We start from the raw sequence: 21821 nt of genomic DNA on the forward strand, positions 1-21821 counted from the left end.
TGTTTATCGGTTTTGCCAGAGCATGTATGGGCTCAGCAGAAACATGCTGTTTCGTTAGATGTAAAGAATGAAACAGTAGAGAATGTAGTTAAGCTTTTGGGACAACAGACAGGAGTTAAGTTTTTCTATGACCAACATGTCATCAGCACTTCTCCTCGTGTTACGATTAAAGCTTCTGGTGCATCTTTGCAATCAGTTCTTCAGCAGATTTCTTCTCAGACCCGATTGAGTTTCGAGCAGGAAAACAACACGATTACCATCGGTACCCGATCGAATGCACAATCGGTAGAACATCATGCAACCCGGAACGTATCGGGAGTAGTAGTTGATGCTAACGACTTGCCTATTATAGGAGCTAATGTACTGCTGAAAGGCACGTCGACCGGTGTGCTGACCGATATAGACGGCAAATTCTCTATCAATGCCAGCGATGGTGACAAATTGGTGATTTCGTTCATCGGATATGTTTCCGAAGTGTTGACTGTGAAAGCAGGAATGCCTTCGACCGTTCACTTGAAAGAGGACAATCAATTGCTGCAGGAAGTTGTGGTGGTTGGTTATGGCACGCAGACTAAGGTGAATTTGACTGGAGCAGTGGCTTCGGTGTCGCAGAAAGAATTGGAAGGGCGTCCTATTACTGCGCTTTCTACAGCTATTCAGGGCATGATGCCCGGTGTAACAATCACTTCGAGTGATGGTCAGCCAGGTGCTGACGGTGCCACCATCCGGGTACGTGGCCAGGGAACACTGAATAACGCTAATCCCTATATCTTAGTGGATGGTGTAGAGGAAGGTTCCATTAACCAGTTGGATGCCAACGATATTGAGTCTATCTCTGTATTAAAGGACGCTGCGGCTGCTTCCATTTACGGTTCGAAAGCTTCGAACGGCGTTATCTTGATTACGACCAAACGAGGTAGTGAAGGTAAACCCAGAGTGAGCTATAATGGTAGTGTCGGCTTTCAGTCACCTACGGCAAGAGTAGAACGTATGAATTCGTGGGATGCGGCTCTTTACTATAATATGGCATTGGAAAATAGCAATAAAACAGCCCGCTTCAGCGACGAAGATATAGAATTGTTTAAAAGCGGTACTGATCCGTACGAACACGCCAATACGAACTGGTACGATTTGGCTTATAATTCAGGTTTTATACATAAGCATAACGTCAGTGTTTCTGGTGGAAATCAATTCTTCCGGTATATGAACTCCATTGGATTTCTTGGACAAGACGGCGTCTTGCGCAATAGTGGCCGTAAACAGTTTAATGTACGTTCCAATATTGATATTAAGGTAAATGACCGTTTGGAGACCCATTCCAATCTGTCTTACATCAACAATTATTGGTGGGAGCCTAACAACAGCCGTTATAATGATGGTTCGGGACAAATCATCAACTTGGTCAATACACTGGCTACATGGATGCCTTATAAGTATGAAGATGGAACTTACAGTTCGAATTCGGATGGTAATCCCATTGCGTGGTTGGATATGGGACAACGGTGTTTGCATAAAGGACAGAACTTTACAGGTGTGATGAGTGCCGATTATAAGATCATTGATGGCCTGAAGCTGACTGCTAAAGGTGCTTATACCATGAATACATCCGACTACAAGGCGTTTATGAAAGACATTCAATTGAATGAGAATGTATATCAAGGCCCTAATGAACTGGATGAAACCATGACAATGAGCAACCGCTATTCGTTTGATGCTTTTCTGAACTACGACAAGACGTTTAGCGGACATCACCTGAAAGGCTTAGCTGGCTACCGGGTGGAAAAGTACAATTATAAGACCTTAGGTGCTAGTCGAACCGGTTTCCCAACTAACGATATCACAGATATGAACGGTGGTGAGGCTTCTTCGCAAACTAATAGCGGTTACTCTCGCGAACTTGCTTTGATGTCCTATTTTGGTCGTATAAATTATGACTATATGGGTAAATATTTACTGGAATTGAATTTCCGTGCTGATGCTTCTTCGCGATTCAATAAAGATAACCGTTGGGGATATTTCCCTGGAATTTCAGCAGGTTGGCGCATCTCTGAGGAACGCTTTATGGAAAGTGCAAAAAGCTGGTTGCAGTCATTGAAATTGCGTGTATCCTGGGGGCAACTGGGAAATCAAGAGGCTATTGACGATTATTATCCGGCTCTTTCTACCTATAGCATCGGGAAGAACTTTGTGTTCGACAATGAAGTTTACACCGGTATCTGCCAGGTAGGTTACAAACAGGCTGACATAACTTGGGAAACCAGTACAACGACCGGTGTAGGTATTGACATGAGCTTTTTGGATCATTTTAATGTGTCGTTAGACTACTACTATCGTAAGACAACAGATATGCTGATGGATGTACAAGTACCGGCTACTTTTGGTTTCGGAGCTTATATGGCCAATATCGGTTCAATGGAAAATGAAGGTGTAGAACTGTCTGCCAATTGGCAACAAAGTTTTGGAGACTGGACATTGGGTGCAGCTGCTAATTTTGCTTATAACCGCAATGAAATTCTTAACTTGGGCGAAGTAGACGAAATGATTAATGATTATTACATCAACCGGGTAGGGGCGCCTTATAATTCTTATTATACGTATGTTGTAGACGGGATTTTCCGTAGCGATGAGGAAGCTGCTGCTTATCAGGAAAAATACGGTAACCCTTTCAAGTCCGATTTCAAGGCTGGCGATTTTAAATTCCGCGATGTAGATGGAAACGGACAGTTGACATCGAACGATAAAGATCTGGTAGGCACCAATCAACCGGACTTTACGTATGGCATCAGTTTTAGTGCTTCATGGAAGAACTTTGATATGGCTGTAATGGGTCAGGGTGTGACTGGTACGCGCAGATATTTTACCGAACAAGTGGTTGGTGATTTTAAGGGCGACGTTTCACAGCCTTCTACAGCTTGGCTTGACGCTTGGTCTGAAGAAAATCCGGATGGTTCTTTCCCGCGTCCTACTGAGGGAACATCTTCTCCTAACCATCAATCCACCCGTTCCAGCTTCTGGTGTTTTGATACCGATTACTTCCGTGTGAAAAATCTGCAGGTAGGCTATACATTCCCGTCTGCTTGGCTGAGCAGATTAGGTATCAGCCATGCGCGTTTGTATTATTCGGGCGAGAATTTGTTTACGTTCGATAATCTTCCGGTAGATATAGATCCGGAAAGCGGAGATGGAAGTGTGCGTACTTTCCCCAACCTGACTACACATTCTTTTGGTATCAACTTGACGTTCTAACCTTCTTTAACAACAGATAATTATGGTGAATATAATTCGATTATCCAAATATGCAGTATGTGCGGGAGTGTTTTCTTTCCTGCTTTCATCGTGCGATAATTTCTTTGATGTAGCTCCTCACGACGCTATTACTCCGGCAACTTTCTGGAAAACAGAAGCAGATGCCGAGGCTGGACTGACTGCCTGCTACAACTGGTGGTTCGACCAATGTACAGGACCTAATTACATTTTCTTTAATGACTGTATGTCCGATATTTCTTTTAACCGTACAGGATCTTCCAGTTATAAGTATGTAGCCACTGGCGAATTGAATCCAAACAAAGTGCCAAACTATTATAAATATGAATCTATTGCCCGCTGTAATGTTTTTCTAGCAAATATCGGAAAACCGACATTTGCCGATGAAGAAGACCGTAAGAATATGATTGCACAGGTTCGTGTCATCCGTGCTTGGGAATATCTGGTCATTAATTATTGGTTTGGAGGCATTCCTTTGATTACGGAACCGACGGAAACAGCAGAAGCTGCACAGGTTGAACGTTCGTCGGAAGAAGCGGTCAGAGACTTTATCTATAAAGAGTTGGACGAAGCAATTCCCGATCTGCCTGATGCACCGGCTCAGAAAGGCCGTATAGCAAAAGGCACAGCTTTGGCCATAAAGATGCGCGCGCATCTTTATTATGATGATTGGGAAACAGCCCGTCAGGCTGCCAATGATATTTGTGCGCTGAATCTTTATGAATTGGAGCCGGATTTTATCAAGCTGTTTAGTCTTGACGGACAATCTTCTAAAGAAATCATTTATGCCGATCAACATATAGAGGACTTGTATAAGTTTGGTGATGTGGTACGTCTTTACAATAATCAGGATGGAGGCTGGGCTTCGTTTGTTCCTACACAAAACTTGGTGGATATGTTCGAAATGAAAAACGGTCTGATGCCTGAAGAGGAAGGATCGGGTTATGACGAGCGACATCCTTTTGCAGATCGTGATCCACGCCTCTATAATACTGTAGTTTACCCAGGTATGGATTGGGAGGGCAAAAGTGGAAATCGCATTATTAATACTCTTGACAAGGAGATTAACGGTAAAAAGAATGCAGATTACTATGATGCAGCTACCAACGCATCGGCCACAGGTATGATTTATGCGAAGTATGCTTTGCCTACCATTAATCAATATTCTCCTTCGCTGAAGAACGATCGATTGTGTCCCATTCTCTTTCGTTACGCAGAGGTATTGCTGACTATTGCTGAATGTAATGTAGAGTTGAATGAAAACCTTTCGGAAGCACTCGACCTGATTGATCAGTTGCGCCAGCGTGGAGGACATATTAAGGTGGATCGCAGTAAATATAATACGCAGGATAAGATTCGCGAACTGGTTCGTCGCGAGCGGACTATTGAATTGGCTGGAGAGGGACTCCGCAGACAGGATATTCTCCGTTGGAAAGACAAAAATGGTAAAATGGTGGCTGAAACAGTTATGAATGGTCCGTTATACCACATGGTAGGTACTATTGACTATAGTGAGCCCGATCCGACTCGTCGTGCAGTTATTACTCCTGCATCAGAACTGCAAGAAAAAGACCGTCTGATAGAGAATCGTAAATTCGAGCCTTATATGCGCTATTGGCCGATTCCACAGGCGCAGTTGGAAAAGAATCCTAAGCTGGTACAGAATCCGGGATACAATTAATCGTGCCAGATACTTTTTGAAAAATATTGTTTACCAGAACATTTAGCATCATGTTTTTCCTCCTTTTCTTTGTTAATTGCTTTTCTGACGTTGGGCGGTTTATAAGGAAGGGAGGATTTTTTTCTTTAGATACAGAAATAAAATGCTCATTAGTAAACTTGATATAAGTTAAAGATAAATTATGAATGGTACAATTAAAATTTCTTTGTGTTTAGTCCTTCTCTACTTCTGTTGTACGGGAGTAATGGCCCAGAAAGTGACTATCAGTCATTATCCTTATTTGCAGAACTTAGGCGAGAATGAGGTTTCGATAGTATGGTTAAGCAATAAACCTACTGTAGGCTGGGTGGAATTAGCTCCGGATGACAGCTCTTCTTTTTATCTATGTGAACGACCTAAATATTTTGATACTACTAATGGCGTGAAAAAGGTGAGTGATATTCACACCGTAAGAATAAAGGGATTAGAGCCGGGAGTTTCCTATCGTTACCGTGTTTTTGCACAGGAAGTACTTAGTTTCGAAGGATCACAAGTGGTTTATGGCAAAGTGGCTTCTACCAATGTATATAAAAAAGCACCATTAACGTTTACTACAAACGATCGTACGAAAAAGGAAACTTCTTTTGTGATGATCAATGATATTCATGGGCGTAAGGGTGATATTTCTCGCTTACTGAAAGCTGCCAGTTTCGAAAATAAGGACATGATCTTCTTTAATGGCGATATGCTGTCGTATGTACCTGATCGTGACACTATTTTTTCGGGATTTATGGACGAAAGCATTCGGCTTTTCGCTGGTGAGAAACCAATGTATTACGCGCGTGGAAATCACGAAACACGTGGCATTTTTGCAACAGAATTCCAGCAGCTTTTTTCTCCACATGAACCGAATCTGTACTTTATGTTCCGTCAGGGGCCGGTATGCTTTCTCGTTTTAGATACCGGAGAAGACAAACCCGATTCGGATATTGAATACAGTGGAATAACCGATTATGACACTTATCGTACCGAGCAGGCTGCTTGGCTGAAGGAAGCGGTACAGTCGAAAGATTTTCAGGAAGCTACTTATCGGATTGTAATTGCTCATATGCCTCCGTTAACCGACAAAAAAGCTCGCTGGCACGGGCAAGATGATGTGCTCCGTAAATTTGTTCCTGTTTTAAACGAAGCTGGCATTGACGTCATGCTTTGTGGACATTTGCATAGAATGCTTTATCAGCCTCCTTCGCACGAAGTCAAATTCCCGGTTTGGGTGAATTCGTGGAATACGGTAATGGAAGGATGTGTAAAGGATGGTAAGCTGTCTGTAAGAATGCGCGATATGGACGGAAAAATAATAGACGAGCACCAGTTCTGACAGGCAGGCAATATAAATACATTATAAACTTCCGGCTTTTACGTTTTCTTTTCTGTATATTTATTGTATATTTGTGAAATATACGTGAATTAATTCAAGAAAGCTCTATGATTACAACCCAATTACTGCATCCTGCCAGCATCGTCGTGGTAGGGGCTTCGAATAATGTACACAAGCCGGGAGGGGCTATACTGAGAAACTTGATCAGCGGCGGATATGCCGGTGAGTTGCGTGCCGTCAATCCGAAAGAGGCGGAAGTACAGGGCGTCAAGGCTTATGCCGACGTGAAGGACCTTCCCGAAACCAATCTCGCTATACTTGCCATTCCGGCTCCGATGTGTCCCGATGTAGTAGATGTGCTGGCTGCCGAGAAGCAGGTCAGGGCATTCATCATTCTGTCGGCGGGCTTCGGTGAGGAGACGCACGAAGGAGCCTTGCTCGAAGACCGCATACTGGCTACGGTGAACCAATACGGTGCCTCCCTTATCGGCCCCAATTGTATCGGCTACATGAATGCATGGCATCACAGTGTTTTCAGCCAGCCCATTCCGCAGTTGCATCCACAGGGTGTGGATCTCATCTCCAGTTCGGGTGCCACGGCTGTCTTCATTCTGGAAAGTGCCGTGACTAAAGGCTTGCAATTTAATTCCGTATGGTCGGTGGGTAATGCCAAGCAGATTGGAGTGGAAGACGTGTTGCAATACATGGACGAGCATTTCGACCCCGACCGTGACTCACACATCAAGCTGCTCTATATCGAAAGCATAGGCGACCCCGACCGTCTGCTTTTCCACGCCTCTTCGCTCATCAAGAAGGGTTGCAAGATAGCTGCCATCAAGGCCGGAAGCAGCGAGAGTGGAAGCCGTGCGGCCAGTTCGCACACGGGGGCCATTGCCAGCAGCGATTCGGCTGTCGAAGCTCTTTTCCGTAAGGCAGGCATCGTGCGCTGCTATTCGCGCGAGGAGCTGACCACCGTAGGCTGTATCTTTACCCTGCCCGAACTCCGTGGAAAGAACTTTGCCATCATCACCCATGCCGGAGGTCCGGGTGTGATGCTGACCGATGCTCTGAGTAAGGGCGGACTGAACGTGCCGAAGCTCGAAGGTCCCCTGGCCGAGGAACTGAAAGCGCAACTCTATCCCGGTGCGGCGGTGGGCAATCCCATCGACATCCTGGCTACCGGTACGCCCCAGCACCTGAAACTGTGTCTGGACTATTGCGAAAACAAGTTCGACAACATCGACGCCGTGATGGCTATCTTCGGTACGCCGGGTCTGGTGACGATGTTCGAGATGTACGACGTGCTGCACGAAGCCATGCAGACCTGCCGTAAACCGATTTTCCCCATTCTGCCTTCCATCAATACGGCCGGAGCCGAGGTGGCCGACTTCCTGAAGAAAGGCCACGTGAACTTTGCCGACGAGGTGACACTGGGCACTGCCCTGACCCGCATCATGAATGCTCCGCGTCCAGCCGCCAACGAAATCGAATTGTTTGGCGTCGACGTGCCCCGCATCCGCCGCATCATCGATTCTATCGATACCGACGGCTACATCGCCCCCAATCAGGTACAGGCTTTGCTCCATTCGGCAGGCATACCGTTGGTCGACGAGTTTGTGTCGCCCAAGAAAGAAGAAGTACTGGCTTTTGCCCGGCGTGCAGGGTTCCCTGTTGTGGCGAAGGTGGTAGGCCCTGTCCATAAGTCCGATGTAGGTGGCGTGGTGCTCAACATCAAGACCGAGCAGCACCTGGCGCTGGAGTTCGACCGTATGATGCAGCTGCCCGAAGTGACTGCTGTCATGGTGCAGCCCATGCTGAAGGGTACGGAGCTGTTCATCGGTGCCAAGTACGAGGAGAAGTTCGGCCACGTCGTGCTGTGCGGCTTGGGAGGCATCTTTGTCGAAGTGCTGAAAGACGTGTCATCGGGTCTCGCTCCGTTGTCCTACGAAGAAGCTTACTCCATGATCCACTCCCTCCGTGCCTATAAGATAATCAAGGGTACACGTGGCCAGAAGGGCGTCAACGAAGACAAGTTTGCCGAAATTATTGTCCGCCTCTCCACCCTCCTTCGCTTTGCTACGGAGATCAAAGAAATGGACATCAATCCTTTGCTGGCTACCGAAAAGAATGTGATTGCGGTGGATGCACGGATACGTATTGAGAAGTAGGCGTAGCGGGCAATCGTTCTTTAAAGTTTCGAATTTAATATTCCTTTGGAAGTTAAGAAGTTAAATCGAACTTGAATTAGATTGTTAGTCCCGAACGGGAAAGAACCATTGTGATTCGCACCCGGTTCGGGACTGATTGTTTTTACTTTGTATAAGCATTGCAGGATTTGGAATTTCCCCTCTTGGTGTTATCTATCCTGACATATATATTCTTTAGCTCCGCAAGGTCTAATTCTATATCGTTCGATGCCGTGACACGGTAATTCCCGATGTTTGTTTCTATCATTGCAAAAGCAGTGCCTTCCTTTATGGTTTGATAGGGTATTATTGCTTTGAAGGACTTATTACCGTTGGGACACATCACTACGTCACCTTTTGCGGACAACGTGGCAATGGTATTCTTTTCCATATTCAGATTCGCAGCGTAATTCACGTCCGTAAGTGTTACACGATACACTTCAATACCGGAATATTCCAGATTAACAACCGCTTTGGATAGTATATGGATGAATTTCAAGCTGACCGACTGGCTGCTTGTAGATTCATCATTATATGCCACCATCAAATCGCTGAGTGTATAATCAGTGTAATCACTTTGGTCGTGTTTGCACAAGAATGTGAATTCTCTTTGCATGTCAGCACTGTATGGATAGACTGCATAATAAAACAATTTGTCATCTGCATGTTCTAACTCAATCCCTTCGCTCATAGCTATGAATTTGCTTCCGTTGTACGAGTAAGGTACATTATGCGCATAAGGGTTGCTGCCAATGCTGCCGGAGGTATTGTATCCGTTGTCGATTTCAGCAAAAACGCTTATTTTGTCATTCCTGTCGAAAGCGGTATCTGTGGCTCTTGACACGGTGACAGCGGGACTGAAAGTTATATACTCCGGTGAGTGTTCAGGTTGTTCAACTTCGGAACATGCGCAGAAACATAAGACAGGCATCAAACCCATAATCTTGAAAAGTTTCATAGGACTGTTTTAATGGTTCTGATTATTTCAGTTTACTAAATACAGAATAGTAATTACTGCTGTCAACTTCTATAGTGCTTCTGCTTCTTGTCCATGATGTATTTACAGACAGTCCGTCCTTATCCTTGAAAACCCTGAATACCCCTTCTTTCATCAATTCATTGTCAGGGTCATAGCCTTTCTCTACCATTACAAAAGCATAGTACAGGTTGGATATTCCACTGCTTGATTTTGTTCCTGAAATAATCAAGGCTGTCTTAGTACTAATGCCGTTAGTAGAACCGGTAACATTGAAGAAAGCTGTGAAGTTATTTCCTGAACCGCTGATGAATGCACCATCGCCTGCTCCTACATGGCTGCCATCTACTTCTCTTTCATTATAATCAACTGTATTGTCAGAAGTGTTCTGATTGCTGAAATTGATAATAAGAGACTCGACTATATGGCCAGGATCATATCCGCCCATACCTTCATCCTCACAATGAACCGTTTCTAATGGATCAGCGAAATAAGTACCTTCCACTATCGGTGGATTAACTCCTGTGTATATAGGAATCCAGTCATCTAAGGCTTCGCGTATATCATCAGGCACCACATCCTCAAATCTGTCATCTTCCTCACCCCAAGGATAAATATCACCTGTAAATTCTACTGTTACAGCATTGTTGTTGTATGTCAGAGAAATCTCATACTGCATGCCAGATCTCATGGTAAGAGAATTATTGAGTGTAACCAGATAATCCTGACTTCCAATAGATAAGGTTGCAAAATTATCTTTTGCCAATGTCTGTGGGGGAAGAACAGCCTTATAACTCATATTCCCGTTTGCGGCCATAATTACTTCGCCTTTTCTATCTCCATATGAGAAGTTCATTGCATTCAGGTCGACAGATGCATTGGTATAAACGTCGTTTAGTTTCAAAGTATAGTCACCACTGGGCCAGTTGCTTCCTTCCAGATTTACAATCAGCTTGGACAATCTATGACTGAATTTCAAATCAACAAGTTTTGAAGAAGTGGCAGCTGTATGGGCAGTACACAAATCGCTCAGGGTATAATTGTCTCCTGTCTGGTCGCTCTTAATGCTGAACATAAAATAGTCGCTTGCATCTGCAGTATATGGATATACCGCATGATAGTAATATTGGGTTCCGTCCTCTTCAATTTCTATTCCATTAGAAGAAGTAAACCTTGAGCCATTGTAAGTGTATTTCACATTGTCTGCATAATTGCCGGAACTTTGAATAATACCCTTATTGTCATTCCCGTTTGATTTTACAGCAAATACACCAATATTATCCTGCACATCGAACTTTGTGTCCGTAGCTCTGGAAAGAGGATTGATTTCAGCACTGAACGATACAAAATCGTCTTTCTGCTCGATGTCAGGGTTTTCGTTACCCGACTCATTGTCATCAATCTCAGCTTTGGTACACGAATTAAGTGCCAAGATGCCTGCAAAGGCAATCATGCCTGAAAATAAATAAAACTTTTTCATGTTACGAATAATTTAAATTAGTTAGAGCACTGGAATTGTGTCAGCATTGACAAGTGATTGCCCTCTAATAAATCGCCGGGCAATAAGCACTTTTTGTTTATTATAGGTATTGCTAAAGTGTTCTCAATATCCGCCAGCGTCACCCCTTCTTTCTTATAAACAAAGTAAACCAATTCGGTGCAGTACATTTGAGTCGTGTCAGATAGGTCATATTGATGGTCGAACAGGGTATTCCGCTGAAATATATTTAAGGCATGGGTTGCTGCCCGAGCGGCTTTGGCAGAATCCACGTCCACTCGCATCACAGCTCCGCATATGGCTTTCCCATTTCCGAAAAAATCATCTATATGTTCCAGTTTTACCCTATCAACATCACCTTGGTAATCTGGCTCATCAGGTACTGCGTGGATGACCATACAATCTCCGTTCTTATCGAGCACCACAATTCCCACATGCGAATATACCCCATTCTTGTCTGCCTTTTGTACAATGCGGCTTGTCAGCCCTGCGCCTTGCCGGAAAACAATATCGCCCGAACGCAAAGTTTCTTTGGGTATTGTGGGTAAAAAGCCGGTTTTGTTATGGGGAGTGGAGGAACATCCCCATAACAAAACTGCCACAATAATAAATTCTAAGAGCAAATGAGCATTTATTATTGTATTCTTTTTTTTCATTTCATGCGGCTGATTATAAAATTGCTGCGATAATAAGAATTATATCTTTTATAATCTTCTGATATAAAGAGTTTGTATATATACTATTTTCTCATGTCAATAAACCATTTATCATCTTTCTTGATCATCTTTTGGCTTTGTTTTTCTTCTTCTCCGTTGCCGAAGGTTTGTTTATATTCCACGACTGCAGATTTGCCGTCTTCCGAAATGGTTTCTGATAAAATCTCGATGCTCTTCACTCCTCCTTTTTTCTCATATTCTTTGGCTCCTTTCTCTTTGATTATTGCTAACAGCTGAGCTTCATCTTTCTTTTTACGTTGTTCATCCATATCTTCTGGAAAATATACGCCTTCTATAAAAGATTCGTAATCTTCGTCTGCCAAATCATTCAAGTAACCTTTCAATGCCTTTCCTGGACTACTTGGTGAACACGAAATAAAGCTCAAAACAGCTACTACAAGGAAACTTAAGGTAATTAATTTCTTCATAATATTTTATTGATTGTTATTATTATTTTCTGTTGGAGAAAGAGTAAAGCTGTGTTCTTCCTGCTTTACAGTTATCGTATGCTCATTGGAGTTATAGAGTAGAACACGATCATTTTTGTCATCGGGACTTCCATAGCGCCAACTGTATACTTTTACATTGGCCGAATCTTTGGTAATATTTGTCACTTCGTCTATAATCCAGTAATCGGCGGCATACTCGTTTTCGGTTTGCAGATACCCGAAGCAGGAACCGCTTTCGTCAGGTAGCTTTACCGTTTTCTCATACAGGTCTATTTTCAGTACATTGAGTTCTTCGGCTGTTTCTTGTTTCCATTCACCTTTAAATGGTGATGATTGCTTGGAAGTGGCGGTACACCCCACTACCACACAGAGCAGGATAAATAAAAGTTTCTTCATAATTTTAAGTTTTTGTGGCTTTAAATGCTTGGTGAAAAGAGCTAAAGCCTGCCACTTGTTTTGTGTGAAATGGTTTTAGCTCTTTTCGTTTGAATACCAGCAAAGTTTGGTTTAGTTAAAGTTGAGAACCCTTACATCAGGCTATATCCTCAAATGCGTCCTCATCCGCATCTTTCGCATTGGCATTTTCTTGCTTTGCTTTTTCCAGTTCTTGTGCCAATTCTTCGGAGGGTTTTGTGATAGTAGGTACATCATTCAGATTGACACCTTCCAAATTAGAAACATCTGCTTGAGGGTCAATTAATTCACCAGATTCCGTGAAACTGTTTTTATAAGCGCGGATGGCTTTTGCTTGTGTTCTACATTTACTTACGATTTCTTTTATTTCTACAGCACCATCTTTGGCCATAATGGGACCAGCCTTCAGATACTTCCCGTAAGAAAGTGCTTTCAGACCTAATGAAGGAAGGGCTGTAGTGGCGGTTGCTGTAAGTACAGTTATGTTTGCCATGTCTAAAATGATACTTGTGCCACTCAGAATCATATCCGCATACTGGAATATCGCTTCTTTTGAACCCCGAATGTGATTTTCATTATCTACTACGGCATAAATTTCTTTGGGTTTGCCGTTTTCGTCCATTATGACATTGCCATTAGCATCTGTCTCTTGGATTTTCTTCACTTCATAAAAGACAATGCTGTCACAATATGCGCGAATTCGGTTGTTTAGCGTATCGCAGGTAAGAAGATATTTGTCGAAATCCTTGTTTTTAGTAAGTTCTGGCAGTTCCCAGACAAACTCTTTCTTTGCCTTTTTTTCTTTTTTTTCTTTTTTCTTTTGGGCTTGCATAGAAGTAGGTGCAGCCACTGCTATTGCAAGAACCAATAGCATTAAATTAATTAAACGTTTCATTTTTGTAGATATTTAGTTAGACAATTGTTATTCTTTTATTCTTACTTTTGTTTTCAGGTGCTTTCGTTCATGAAGTGAGACCCAAGTATTATTTTTTCCATCATCAGGCACAAATAGGAGACCGGCATAAACATATCGGTCTACTTGTACGTGGAAATTTCCTTTTGCGTCCACTCTACCTATATATGTTCCGTGTTTTCCTTTTTTCATGTCTTTATTAAACCCACTTGTGCATGCGTAAATGGATACGTCCGTAGCTGGTTCTTCAAGCAAACGCCCTTGTTTCATGTCGGTTTTGACAACGCTACCTTCTATAACTAACCCAAGTCTGTCTAATGCATTTTTTAATACGGTAGCTCGTCTTTGGAATTCTTCATCGTTTCGTATTTTGTATAGAGATTCATAGTTAGCTATGGCTACTTCATAACATTCTTCAATCATTCCATAATCGGCTCTACCTCCCTGTCCTTGAAGTTCTTTAAGTTTCTTCAAGACTTGGTTGGCCATGTTCCAATAACCTGCACATTCTTTCATTTCCAAGGCTTTGGCTCGACATGCAGACTTTTCTTCTTCGGTTGCATCGGTTGCATTTGCCCCTTGTTCGTAAAATTCTTGTGCGGTATTGAATTTTCTACTTTTTTCAGCCTGCTGCGCACTGCCCACATACTGGTCATAACTGCGGTTATAGATTTCAACCTTTTCGAGCAACGGAAGAATTCCGTACAGTAATTTCTGCTTTACAGATAAATCTCTGATGGACACGGACAGGTAATTGGAGTTATCCGTATATACCGTGAGCGAGGAGATGGAGTTGAAAGCAACATCGGCAGCATCTGTCTTTTTCTGTAGCTCATCAAGCTTTTGCCATTCTGCTTCAGGAATTTCTATTCCTTTTTCTCCCATTTCCTGGATTTTCTCATCTTGTGCACCATATTCTTCGGCAGCCTGGGTCATGGCATTGCGGAGCTTATCAAAAACGACCATGTCTACAATAACCGATGTGACATAGGCACCTGCTTCCGATTTGGAATGTTGGATGGTGCAAGGCAGTCCTTGGGGATGTTTCACCTTTAAGTTTTCTATTGCAGTTGTAAACTCCACGCATGCTTTGCCGTCAACCAGATAAGCTTCTGCCCTGCCGCCCTGCTCATTCAAGATGATGGGATTGGCTACGGCTTCGACCTTAAAATAATAGCGTTGGTTTTTTTTAGTAAATATCTTCTTTACTTCTGCAGTTAATGCGGTATTTTTACGCATAACCTTGAAGGTTCTGTCGCCATCCGTAATATCAATTTGCGTTTCGTATTCGTACATTTGTCCGTTTTTCTTCTGTGTAAACTTATCTTCTTTTTTGTTCGATACGATGACCAGATCCTCCATGGAAGATACGAATACGGCAGATGCTTTGCCTCCAAGGTCCATGTAGCGTTGTAATTCCGTCTGTTCATCGATTGTCATGAACACATTTTGAGCTTGAATAGTGGGAAGCGAAAACAGAATAAGCCCCCAAATGATCAATATTAGTTTATTTTTCATTATTATTCGCATTGTTGTTATAAATCATTATAAATCGAAATCACTTAAAGAAAATATATCGTTTTCTGGGAGTTTCTGTCCGCCTACCCATTCCGGTTGCCACGTACGGACATGGATGACCGGTGCTTCCTCAACAGTGAAATCCCATAGCAAGAACACGTAGCCTTCGTCGCTATAATTGCTTGAACGCCATTCCTGACGTAGGCGCACTCCGTACATATTGGGATTCTCGGTAGAGCGTGTAATGGCATCCGGTCCACCGGTTTCTCCTTTTTCTCCGATTTGGAAAAATTTGACATCTATCCATTTGTTGCGTAAGAAAGCCCGTTTAAGGTTGGCCAGATATTGCTGTTTGTTCTGTTTCTTGTACAGGACTTTTTCTCCTCCTATTCCCATTTCGTTCGGTTTGGTTTTTACTACTGTTCCTGTAATGATTAATGCATCATCGCTGAAAATCTGGTTCAGGAAGTTCAGGTCTTTAGTGTTATAAGCTGTTCGGAAGCGTTCGCAATAGCTGAGAATCTTCATACGTCTTTCTGTTTCTACTACGCCGTTGCCACCTTTTTCCATACTTTCACCCAATTGTGCATCCAAAGCAAAACGGAAGTCGGAGATGGTGCCTGATGGTGTGAATTCCACGATTGCCTCCTGATAAGTGCCGCTTCCGAATTCTTCACCTTCGGGGGTGATAATGAGTGGTATGCGGCGAAGCAGGTAACCATTGGTTAATGGCCAGCATCTTTCTACTACTTCTTCGTCATCGCAATAGAAATGGATGTTTGCCCAAAGCATAGATAGTGAGTTGGCTGCAAATTCATTTAGTGGCATACCTACTAAATTTAGTGGACGGTTTTCTTTTTGTGCCCGGTTGATTTCAGTCAAAACTCTACCTAAATTGGTTTCTAACTTTTCAATCATCGCAGGATTATCAAAACTTGAGTCTGTGGTAAGAGTGACCGTTACCGTTTGGGCATCTATTTGGATGCCGCCGTACAAGCAGAGTAAACAGAATAGTATTAAAAACTTCTTCATGTACTAAATAATATAAATAGTTGAATATTAAAATTTAAATCCAATAGCACCTCTTCCTTTGTAATTGCCAATGCTGTCGGTACCTTTTGTTTTCAGATTTGTGCGAGTATCTTTTCCAGGTGCCAGGACTGCTTCTATTATTCCTTGTCGGTTGTATACGATAAGGTAGTAGTTAGCAGGTTGCGTGAGGGAGGAGTATTTTCCGTATTCTTTTATTTTCCCTTCTCGTTTTAAAGAAGTCAGACAATCTTTCAATTGGTTAAAATCTGTTAGCTTTAGGATAGCTTCCAAAGTAGTTTCCTGAGTTGATGTCAGTCCGCTTTTTGAGGGAGCTTTGTTGGTATTGGGAGTACTGGCCTCTGTGCGTGAATTGTTTGGGGCATTTTCGGTAGCTACCACCGTTACATTATCTGATGGAATGATATCGCTCTTTTTCACGTAGACAAAAGCACGGTGCATGTTTCCTCTGGGCAGTGTCATCTGCTGGGAAACTTCGTTGATATTCTTAATTACGACATTATTGGATTCGCGGAGTTTTTTCTTTTCTTGAATCCAAGCGTCTATTTCTTCTCTTAATATTTCATTGGCCAATTTTATGGCATCTTCCGTGGATGCCAACGTTGCTTCTCCATATAAGTATGAAGAACTTTTTTTAATTTTATTGATTTGAGCCTTTGCCTCTGCATTGCTTGTTTGTGCAATGCACGGAAAGGCAATCAATAATGACCATAAAAAGCAAAATACGTATTTCATTCTTTTATAGTTATTTTAGAGTGTCAACATTAGGTACTTTTGTATAGGACTGGAAATAATCGTCCGATACATTGTGTAAGGGAATATAGGCATACAGACGCGAATGAATGTCCCCTTTACGACGAGCGATGATGTCTTTGTCCAATTCGATTGTGAGCATGTGATTATACCCCATTTTCTCATTGACCATAAATACTGTACCGGTTATCGTTTTATCTTGGTGGGTCTTAATTCCCACATACGTTTTACATCCTTGGTCGAGGCAGAAAGCAATCCATTTCTTTAAAGGAATAGTTAACTCTGTCTGATGATAACCGTATAGGTCGACTACCATATCAAGGTTGTATTGATGCTCGATATTTGTAGATAACATCAGGTTGAACGTGCTCCATATGGGATGAGAAATATCGCAAACTAAGCTCCATTCTTCCTTTTCCTTTCTTTCGTAATACAATGTATGGCGAATCTCGTCTAAAATGTAGCTTCCTTTGTCTACTTGCCAAAAGTTGTTGCCGGTTACATCTGTTTCCGGCAGATCGTCGGTTGGTTCATATATCTCTTGCTGGCGATAACGCCGGAGTTCGCGTATTAATTTCTTCTCGGCTTCAATCGCATTACATCCTGACAGAAGCTGATAGTCCATGTCAAAAGCAACGGTTAATACATTCCGGTCGTTTCTCGACCATGATACCTGATACCTTTTCAGACTGAGCATATCCACTTGCAGTTTCTCCGTTCCGTCAAGCGTATGGATGATTTCTGGAGTCTTTACATTCAGCTGTACTTTGTCAAGCGCCAACCGCATGGATTTGTCAATGTCTTTTAGCAAATCGAGTTCCAGAAAATACCTTTCCAGGAAATCGTAAACGGGAGAGGGACTGCTTTTGCGAATGTCTGCCGGGAACAGCTTGTATCCGATGTGCGTTACTTCATTCCATTCATTTACGTAAATTGTCAATGGATGGCCAGAATACGTAAAACCATTGTTTTCCCCATAGACCAGTTTGCTCCAGTCAATTGGCAGCTGTTGTGCCATCGATTGCAAGCGTGCGGTTGCATACTGTACTTGTCCCCATGCCACTGTATGTAGCATGAGGAACAAGCATATGAAGCAAAAACCAGTCTTTCTCATCGTATTGTTAATAAATAGTTTCTTATTTATGTTTTACGACTACTCGGTTGCCGTTTTTCTGGTACAAAGTGCCCATATTGATTTCACCGTCCCGGAAGGCACCGATAACCTGCTCACCTGCTTCGGCATAGCTGTCTTTGGTGCCGGGGATGAGGTGTCTGGACTTGAACATCAGGGTACCATTGCCATGCGGCTTCCCGTTCTTTGTGTCGCCTTGGTAAGAAGCGTAGCCTAAATTTATATCTGTTGATGGTTTTTCGCCTCCACCTTCGCCTCCTGTTTCTCCTTCCGGCTCTTCTTCCTTTTTAGTGACCGTATAGGTACAAACGTCTGTCAGTTCCTCTGCTCCTGCCACTTGTACACTTACTTGGGCTTTACCTTCAGCCAGTGCTTTGACTATACCATTATCGACGCTTACGATGCTTGCGTCGCTCGATGTCCATTCCAATTGTGCTGTTGCTTCTTTGGGAGTCACCGTTGCTTGCAAGGTGTCTGTTTGACCTACATTTAGTTCCGATGCCGACTTCGTTAGCGTAACTTGTTCCGGCTGTGGAGTGGTGTCGCCAGAAGACAGGAAATAGTAAGCTCCACCTCCTCCGACAACAGCCAGACCAGCGATTGCTGCCAAAATAGCCTTTAATTTATTGCCACCAGTTACGGGACCTTCTTTACATTCAGTTAAAGGTTTTCCACACTCTTCGCACACAAAGTTTGTACTGTCAGCCTCTTGTACTACGGGCGGTTTGCTGTCAGCTTTGTCACATTCACCGTAGTTCTTGCATATACCTTTTTTAATTGCCATATTGTTTCGTTTTTAAGTAGGTTAATTATAAGTCTTGTAATTTTTCCGTAATGATTTCCATTGCCAGGTTGCGGAACTTCGTGTAGTTCGGGTTGAACTGGTTGTTCTCGCAAAGCGAACTTGGCAGAATCTTGGTCTGGACAACCTGACCGATGGCCTTGCGAAGAACGGCTTTCTGGTCGTTGCTGCGTGCCTGCTTCGTCAGTTCGATGTCTACCTGCTTTTTCAGTAATTGAGCCAATTTGAAATCTTGTCCTAATGCGTTCCACGATTCCACGAATCCTTTCCCCATGGGTTTCCAAGTGTCTCCAAAGGTCTCGTCGGGAATACGGATGGCATCGAACTTGGCTTGTGTGACAGGATCCTGTTGCTCGGCAACGATACCTAAGGCATAGGCTAACATAAGCGGTTTTACCATCTTATATTTGGTAATTTCAGGACTTTCTTCGTAGAGGTCGGGCAGCTCTTCTTTGAAACTTTCCGTATGCAGAACCATCGTATTCAGCTGATGTTTCTCGTTCTGTCTGGTTACCAAGGCATCGTATTTTTCCTTGGCAGTCTTGACATTGGCCAAGAAACGGAGCGGGAAACCGGAGTTGGCAGAAATGACTACAATCTGATTGTCTTTGTAGTTGACTGCAACATCCTGTTTGGGGTCAAATCCGGATACTTCTTTCCTGAAAGCATCAATCAGTTTCTGGCGGAAATCGCTTGTACGTTCATCGGCTTCCGGCAAAGCCAACTGCACCATTGGCATCATGGCTCCAACGTTTCCGGGTATGACCATGGCACGTTCGGTAGGATCGAACTGGACGTATGTACGCGATGTCTGGGTGACGAGTTTGACAAATTGTTCCATCTTTTCCTCCGTGTTCAGCTCCGATTTCAGCTTCTCCAAGATGTTGACTCCTACCATTTTGTTGAGTGGGTCGCTCTTGGCAGCATTCTCCATGTTGCGCAGCGCATTTTCTTGGCAAACATCCAGCACGATGTCAATGGCTGATTCGTAATCGGTTTTGTCGTAAAGATTGGCAAATGTACGTTCTCCATCTTCTCCCAGATTAGCCACCATACGGGTACGGATAGAAGCCGCATTCGAAGACATTTCTTCTTTATTGCTGATGAATTGCCGGCAAATATTGCGGACGGCTTCCGGGTTATATTTCTTAATATCTGTATCTTTCTGTTCTTCGTTTGTCTGGCATTTGCTGGATGCTTGCTTCAACACTTCTTCGTTGATAGCGTTTAGCTCATCTTTGAAAGCTAAAATGCCGTCCAGCATTCGTCCCAGCTCCTCGATGATGTCTTGAAGCAGTTCTTTGGCATAGCCGTATGCAACTACTCGGGTGGCAGCTGCATAATATTCGCTCTTGGTTGCTTTGTATTGCGAGAATACTTCCTGATGCTTGTTCATCAACCCTCTCAAAAATCCTATGCCTCCCCAGTTTTGATTGATTTCGTTAATTTGCTGACTCAGGTTTTCCTGCTCTTCTTCTAATCTTGCCTTTTGTGTGTCGAATTCGGCTACGCGGCTGCTGCAGTTTTCTATTAAGAGGCGGGTGTATTTTTCAATTTCCAGGATACTTTTACTGTTTTCCGCACCGCTGACCCATTCGTCGAACAGTTTTTTTTCAATGTGGCGACGGATGGTGCGGGCATAACCTTTACGTTCCTGTTGCTGTATCTTGTAGAAATTAACCACTCCATGTTGGCGGAACTGTTGGTTAAAGAATTCTTCGCAGCGGGTTGAAAAATTGCTCAGCCATTGTTTTTTGTCCACAGTGGCCATGACATCATCGGCTTCAGCCTGAGTACGTGCTTCCCAAGTTTCGTCAAACAGTTTCCATCTTTTTGTTGCCGGGCTTTCCACAATCGGTTTGGCTAAGGTCAAGTAATTGTTGCTTAGCATTAGACCTTCCCGGTTTTTCTTGTTTTGAATTTCGTCTGCAAAGCCCATGCCTACTTCTTCCATGGTGCGTTCTCCGTAGCCTATTCCATCTTGCCACATGTTATAGGTTAGCTGGCGTGCGGCTTGCAGTGCATAGCTGTAGGTCATGAATTCCCGGATTTCCGCCTCGGGAAATTCTACCCGTGTGATGCCGAACGAAAGGAATTTGCGGCTGTGGGCTATTTCACCGGCTTGGTTCTTTTCGGGTTCGGCACCGTCGTTCTCGCAACCCACCAATCGGTTCAGCTGTCCGTTAGTTCCACCCATTTCGCTGGCAATGGTAGTCTGGAAGATGAAGTCTGCTACTGCGGCAGGCAGTCCTTGCGACAAATCCAATACCTTTCCCTGCTCGTTGACATTGGTGTAAATATAGGCCACTTCGAAAGCTTCTTGGTTTTCGAGCAACCGGCGGATTTCACCGGAAAAGAGATCTTTTTCTCCTTTAACATCCGTAGGGTGATACTTGCCGATGCTCAGCGCGTTCAGCTCGGTCAGGGCTGCATAACCGTTGGCTTGGTAGAAACCCGCATCGTGCTTGGCACTGACCAAGGTTCGTTCCGGTGTGTAAAGGAACAGACGGATTTTGAACGCATGTGTATCTTGTTGGTAAGGAAACCATGTCCTTATCTGGGCGATTGCGTCGATGATGGAGCCGGAACCTGTTCCTCCTGCCAGACCGGCACAAATGTGGAAGGTGATGTCTTCGTTGCCGCTGGCTTGCTGGATTCGTTGTACGGCACCACGGATTACTTGTTCGAAATTGCCCGGATTGTTTTTGTCGAAGATATTGTTCGCCATCAGCGTTCGTCCCAACCGGCGGCGTTGTCCACCTATGCCCGCACTGATCAGGGCTCCCATCTCTTGCTGCATCAATTGCAGGTCGGTGGGGTTGAGGAATCCCTTCAACCCCGGATACAGGTTGATATTGCCAAGCACGCTTGTACCGATACCGTTGATGTTGACTTTCTGTGCCGTGCCTAAATGTACGCTTTTACCTAATACGCTCCAGCCGGTGCGGTCTTCCAAATCCGATGGAGAAGAGTCTACATATACATAGTCCAAAAAGACTCCATTACCGGGGTCATTGCCGTGGAACTCTTCATACACTCGTTTTCTTAACTCACGCAGCACTTTGCCTCCGGTGCCGCCAAGTCCGATGATTAGATGGTTTGCCATATTTGT

Annotated in this window: 16 protein-coding genes; 4 read left to right on the plus strand and 12 right to left on the minus strand. The window is 43.6% G+C overall.

Annotated elements, in window-relative coordinates:
* The first annotated feature begins 12 nt into the window (after nt 1-12).
* From Q3C19_RS07935 to Q3C19_RS07950, 4 genes are all read left to right on the plus strand, one after another.
* A complete protein-coding gene (locus tag Q3C19_RS07935) occupies nt 13-3246 on the plus strand; it encodes a TonB-dependent receptor (protein ID WP_302728433.1) in 3234 nt (1077 codons plus the stop codon).
* 22 nt (nt 3247-3268) lie between these two features.
* Nucleotides 3269-4945: a RagB/SusD family nutrient uptake outer membrane protein gene (locus Q3C19_RS07940; protein WP_302728434.1), complete on the plus strand. Its 1677-nt coding sequence runs from the start codon at nt 3269-3271 to the stop codon at nt 4943-4945.
* A gap of 244 nt (nt 4946-5189) precedes the next feature.
* Nucleotides 5190-6302 (plus strand): FN3 domain-containing metallophosphoesterase family protein, encoded by a 1113-nt coding sequence (locus Q3C19_RS07945; RefSeq protein WP_302728506.1) that lies wholly within the window; start codon nt 5190-5192, stop codon nt 6300-6302.
* A 107-nt stretch (nt 6303-6409) separates the two neighbouring features.
* A complete protein-coding gene (locus Q3C19_RS07950; RefSeq protein ID WP_071148113.1) occupies nt 6410-8470 on the plus strand; it encodes an acetate--CoA ligase family protein in 2061 nt (686 codons plus the stop codon).
* Between the two features lie 142 nt (nt 8471-8612).
* On the opposite strand, the gene Q3C19_RS07955 is transcribed toward Q3C19_RS07950, so the two are convergent.
* The 12 genes from Q3C19_RS07955 to Q3C19_RS08010 all read right to left on the minus strand — a co-directional run bounded on the left by Q3C19_RS07955 (nt 8613) and on the right by Q3C19_RS08010 (nt 21815).
* Nucleotides 8613-9446: a fimbrillin family protein gene (locus Q3C19_RS07955; protein WP_302728436.1), complete on the minus strand. Its 834-nt coding sequence runs from the start codon at nt 9444-9446 to the stop codon at nt 8613-8615.
* Nucleotides 9447-9468: 22 nt separating this feature from the next.
* Nucleotides 9469-10944: a fimbrillin family protein gene (locus Q3C19_RS07960; protein ID WP_302728438.1), complete on the minus strand. Its 1476-nt coding sequence runs from the start codon at nt 10942-10944 to the stop codon at nt 9469-9471.
* 17 nt (nt 10945-10961) lie between these two features.
* Nucleotides 10962-11618: a YiiX/YebB-like N1pC/P60 family cysteine hydrolase gene (locus Q3C19_RS07965; RefSeq protein WP_302728440.1), complete on the minus strand. Its 657-nt coding sequence runs from the start codon at nt 11616-11618 to the stop codon at nt 10962-10964.
* A gap of 83 nt (nt 11619-11701) precedes the next feature.
* On the minus strand, nt 11702-12106 hold the full coding sequence (locus Q3C19_RS07970) for a DUF4878 domain-containing protein (RefSeq protein ID WP_302728442.1): 405 nt from the start codon (nt 12104-12106) through the stop codon (nt 11702-11704).
* 6 nt (nt 12107-12112) lie between these two features.
* Nucleotides 12113-12523, minus strand: a complete 411-nt coding sequence (locus Q3C19_RS07975) for a hypothetical protein (protein WP_302728444.1) — start codon at nt 12521-12523, stop codon at nt 12113-12115.
* Between the two features lie 136 nt (nt 12524-12659).
* Complete coding sequence (locus tag Q3C19_RS07980; protein WP_071148107.1) at nt 12660-13436, minus strand: hypothetical protein; 777 nt, start codon at nt 13434-13436, stop codon at nt 12660-12662.
* A gap of 27 nt (nt 13437-13463) precedes the next feature.
* A complete protein-coding gene (locus Q3C19_RS07985) occupies nt 13464-14972 on the minus strand; it encodes a hypothetical protein (RefSeq protein ID WP_302728446.1) in 1509 nt (502 codons plus the stop codon).
* A gap of 27 nt (nt 14973-14999) precedes the next feature.
* The gene (locus Q3C19_RS07990; RefSeq protein WP_302728448.1) at nt 15000-15800 is read right to left on the minus strand and encodes a hypothetical protein; all 801 of its coding nucleotides are present in this window, start codon (nt 15798-15800) and stop codon (nt 15000-15002) included.
* A 231-nt stretch (nt 15801-16031) separates the two neighbouring features.
* Entirely contained in the window at nt 16032-16757 is a 726-nt protein-coding gene (locus tag Q3C19_RS07995; protein WP_302728449.1) for a hypothetical protein, read from the minus strand.
* Nucleotides 16758-16767: 10 nt separating this feature from the next.
* Nucleotides 16768-17850 (minus strand): hypothetical protein, encoded by a 1083-nt coding sequence (locus tag Q3C19_RS08000; RefSeq protein WP_302728450.1) that lies wholly within the window; start codon nt 17848-17850, stop codon nt 16768-16770.
* Nucleotides 17851-17911: 61 nt separating this feature from the next.
* Nucleotides 17912-18691: an Ig-like domain-containing protein gene (locus tag Q3C19_RS08005; protein WP_302728451.1), complete on the minus strand. Its 780-nt coding sequence runs from the start codon at nt 18689-18691 to the stop codon at nt 17912-17914.
* 25 nt (nt 18692-18716) lie between these two features.
* Nucleotides 18717-21815 (minus strand): tubulin-like doman-containing protein, encoded by a 3099-nt coding sequence (locus Q3C19_RS08010; protein WP_302728453.1) that lies wholly within the window; start codon nt 21813-21815, stop codon nt 18717-18719.
* Nucleotides 21816-21821: the final 6 nt, after the last annotated feature.

The organism is Bacteroides sp. ET489 (assembly GCF_030518095.1).
Taxonomy (GTDB): domain Bacteria; phylum Bacteroidota; class Bacteroidia; order Bacteroidales; family Bacteroidaceae; genus Bacteroides; species Bacteroides ndongoniae.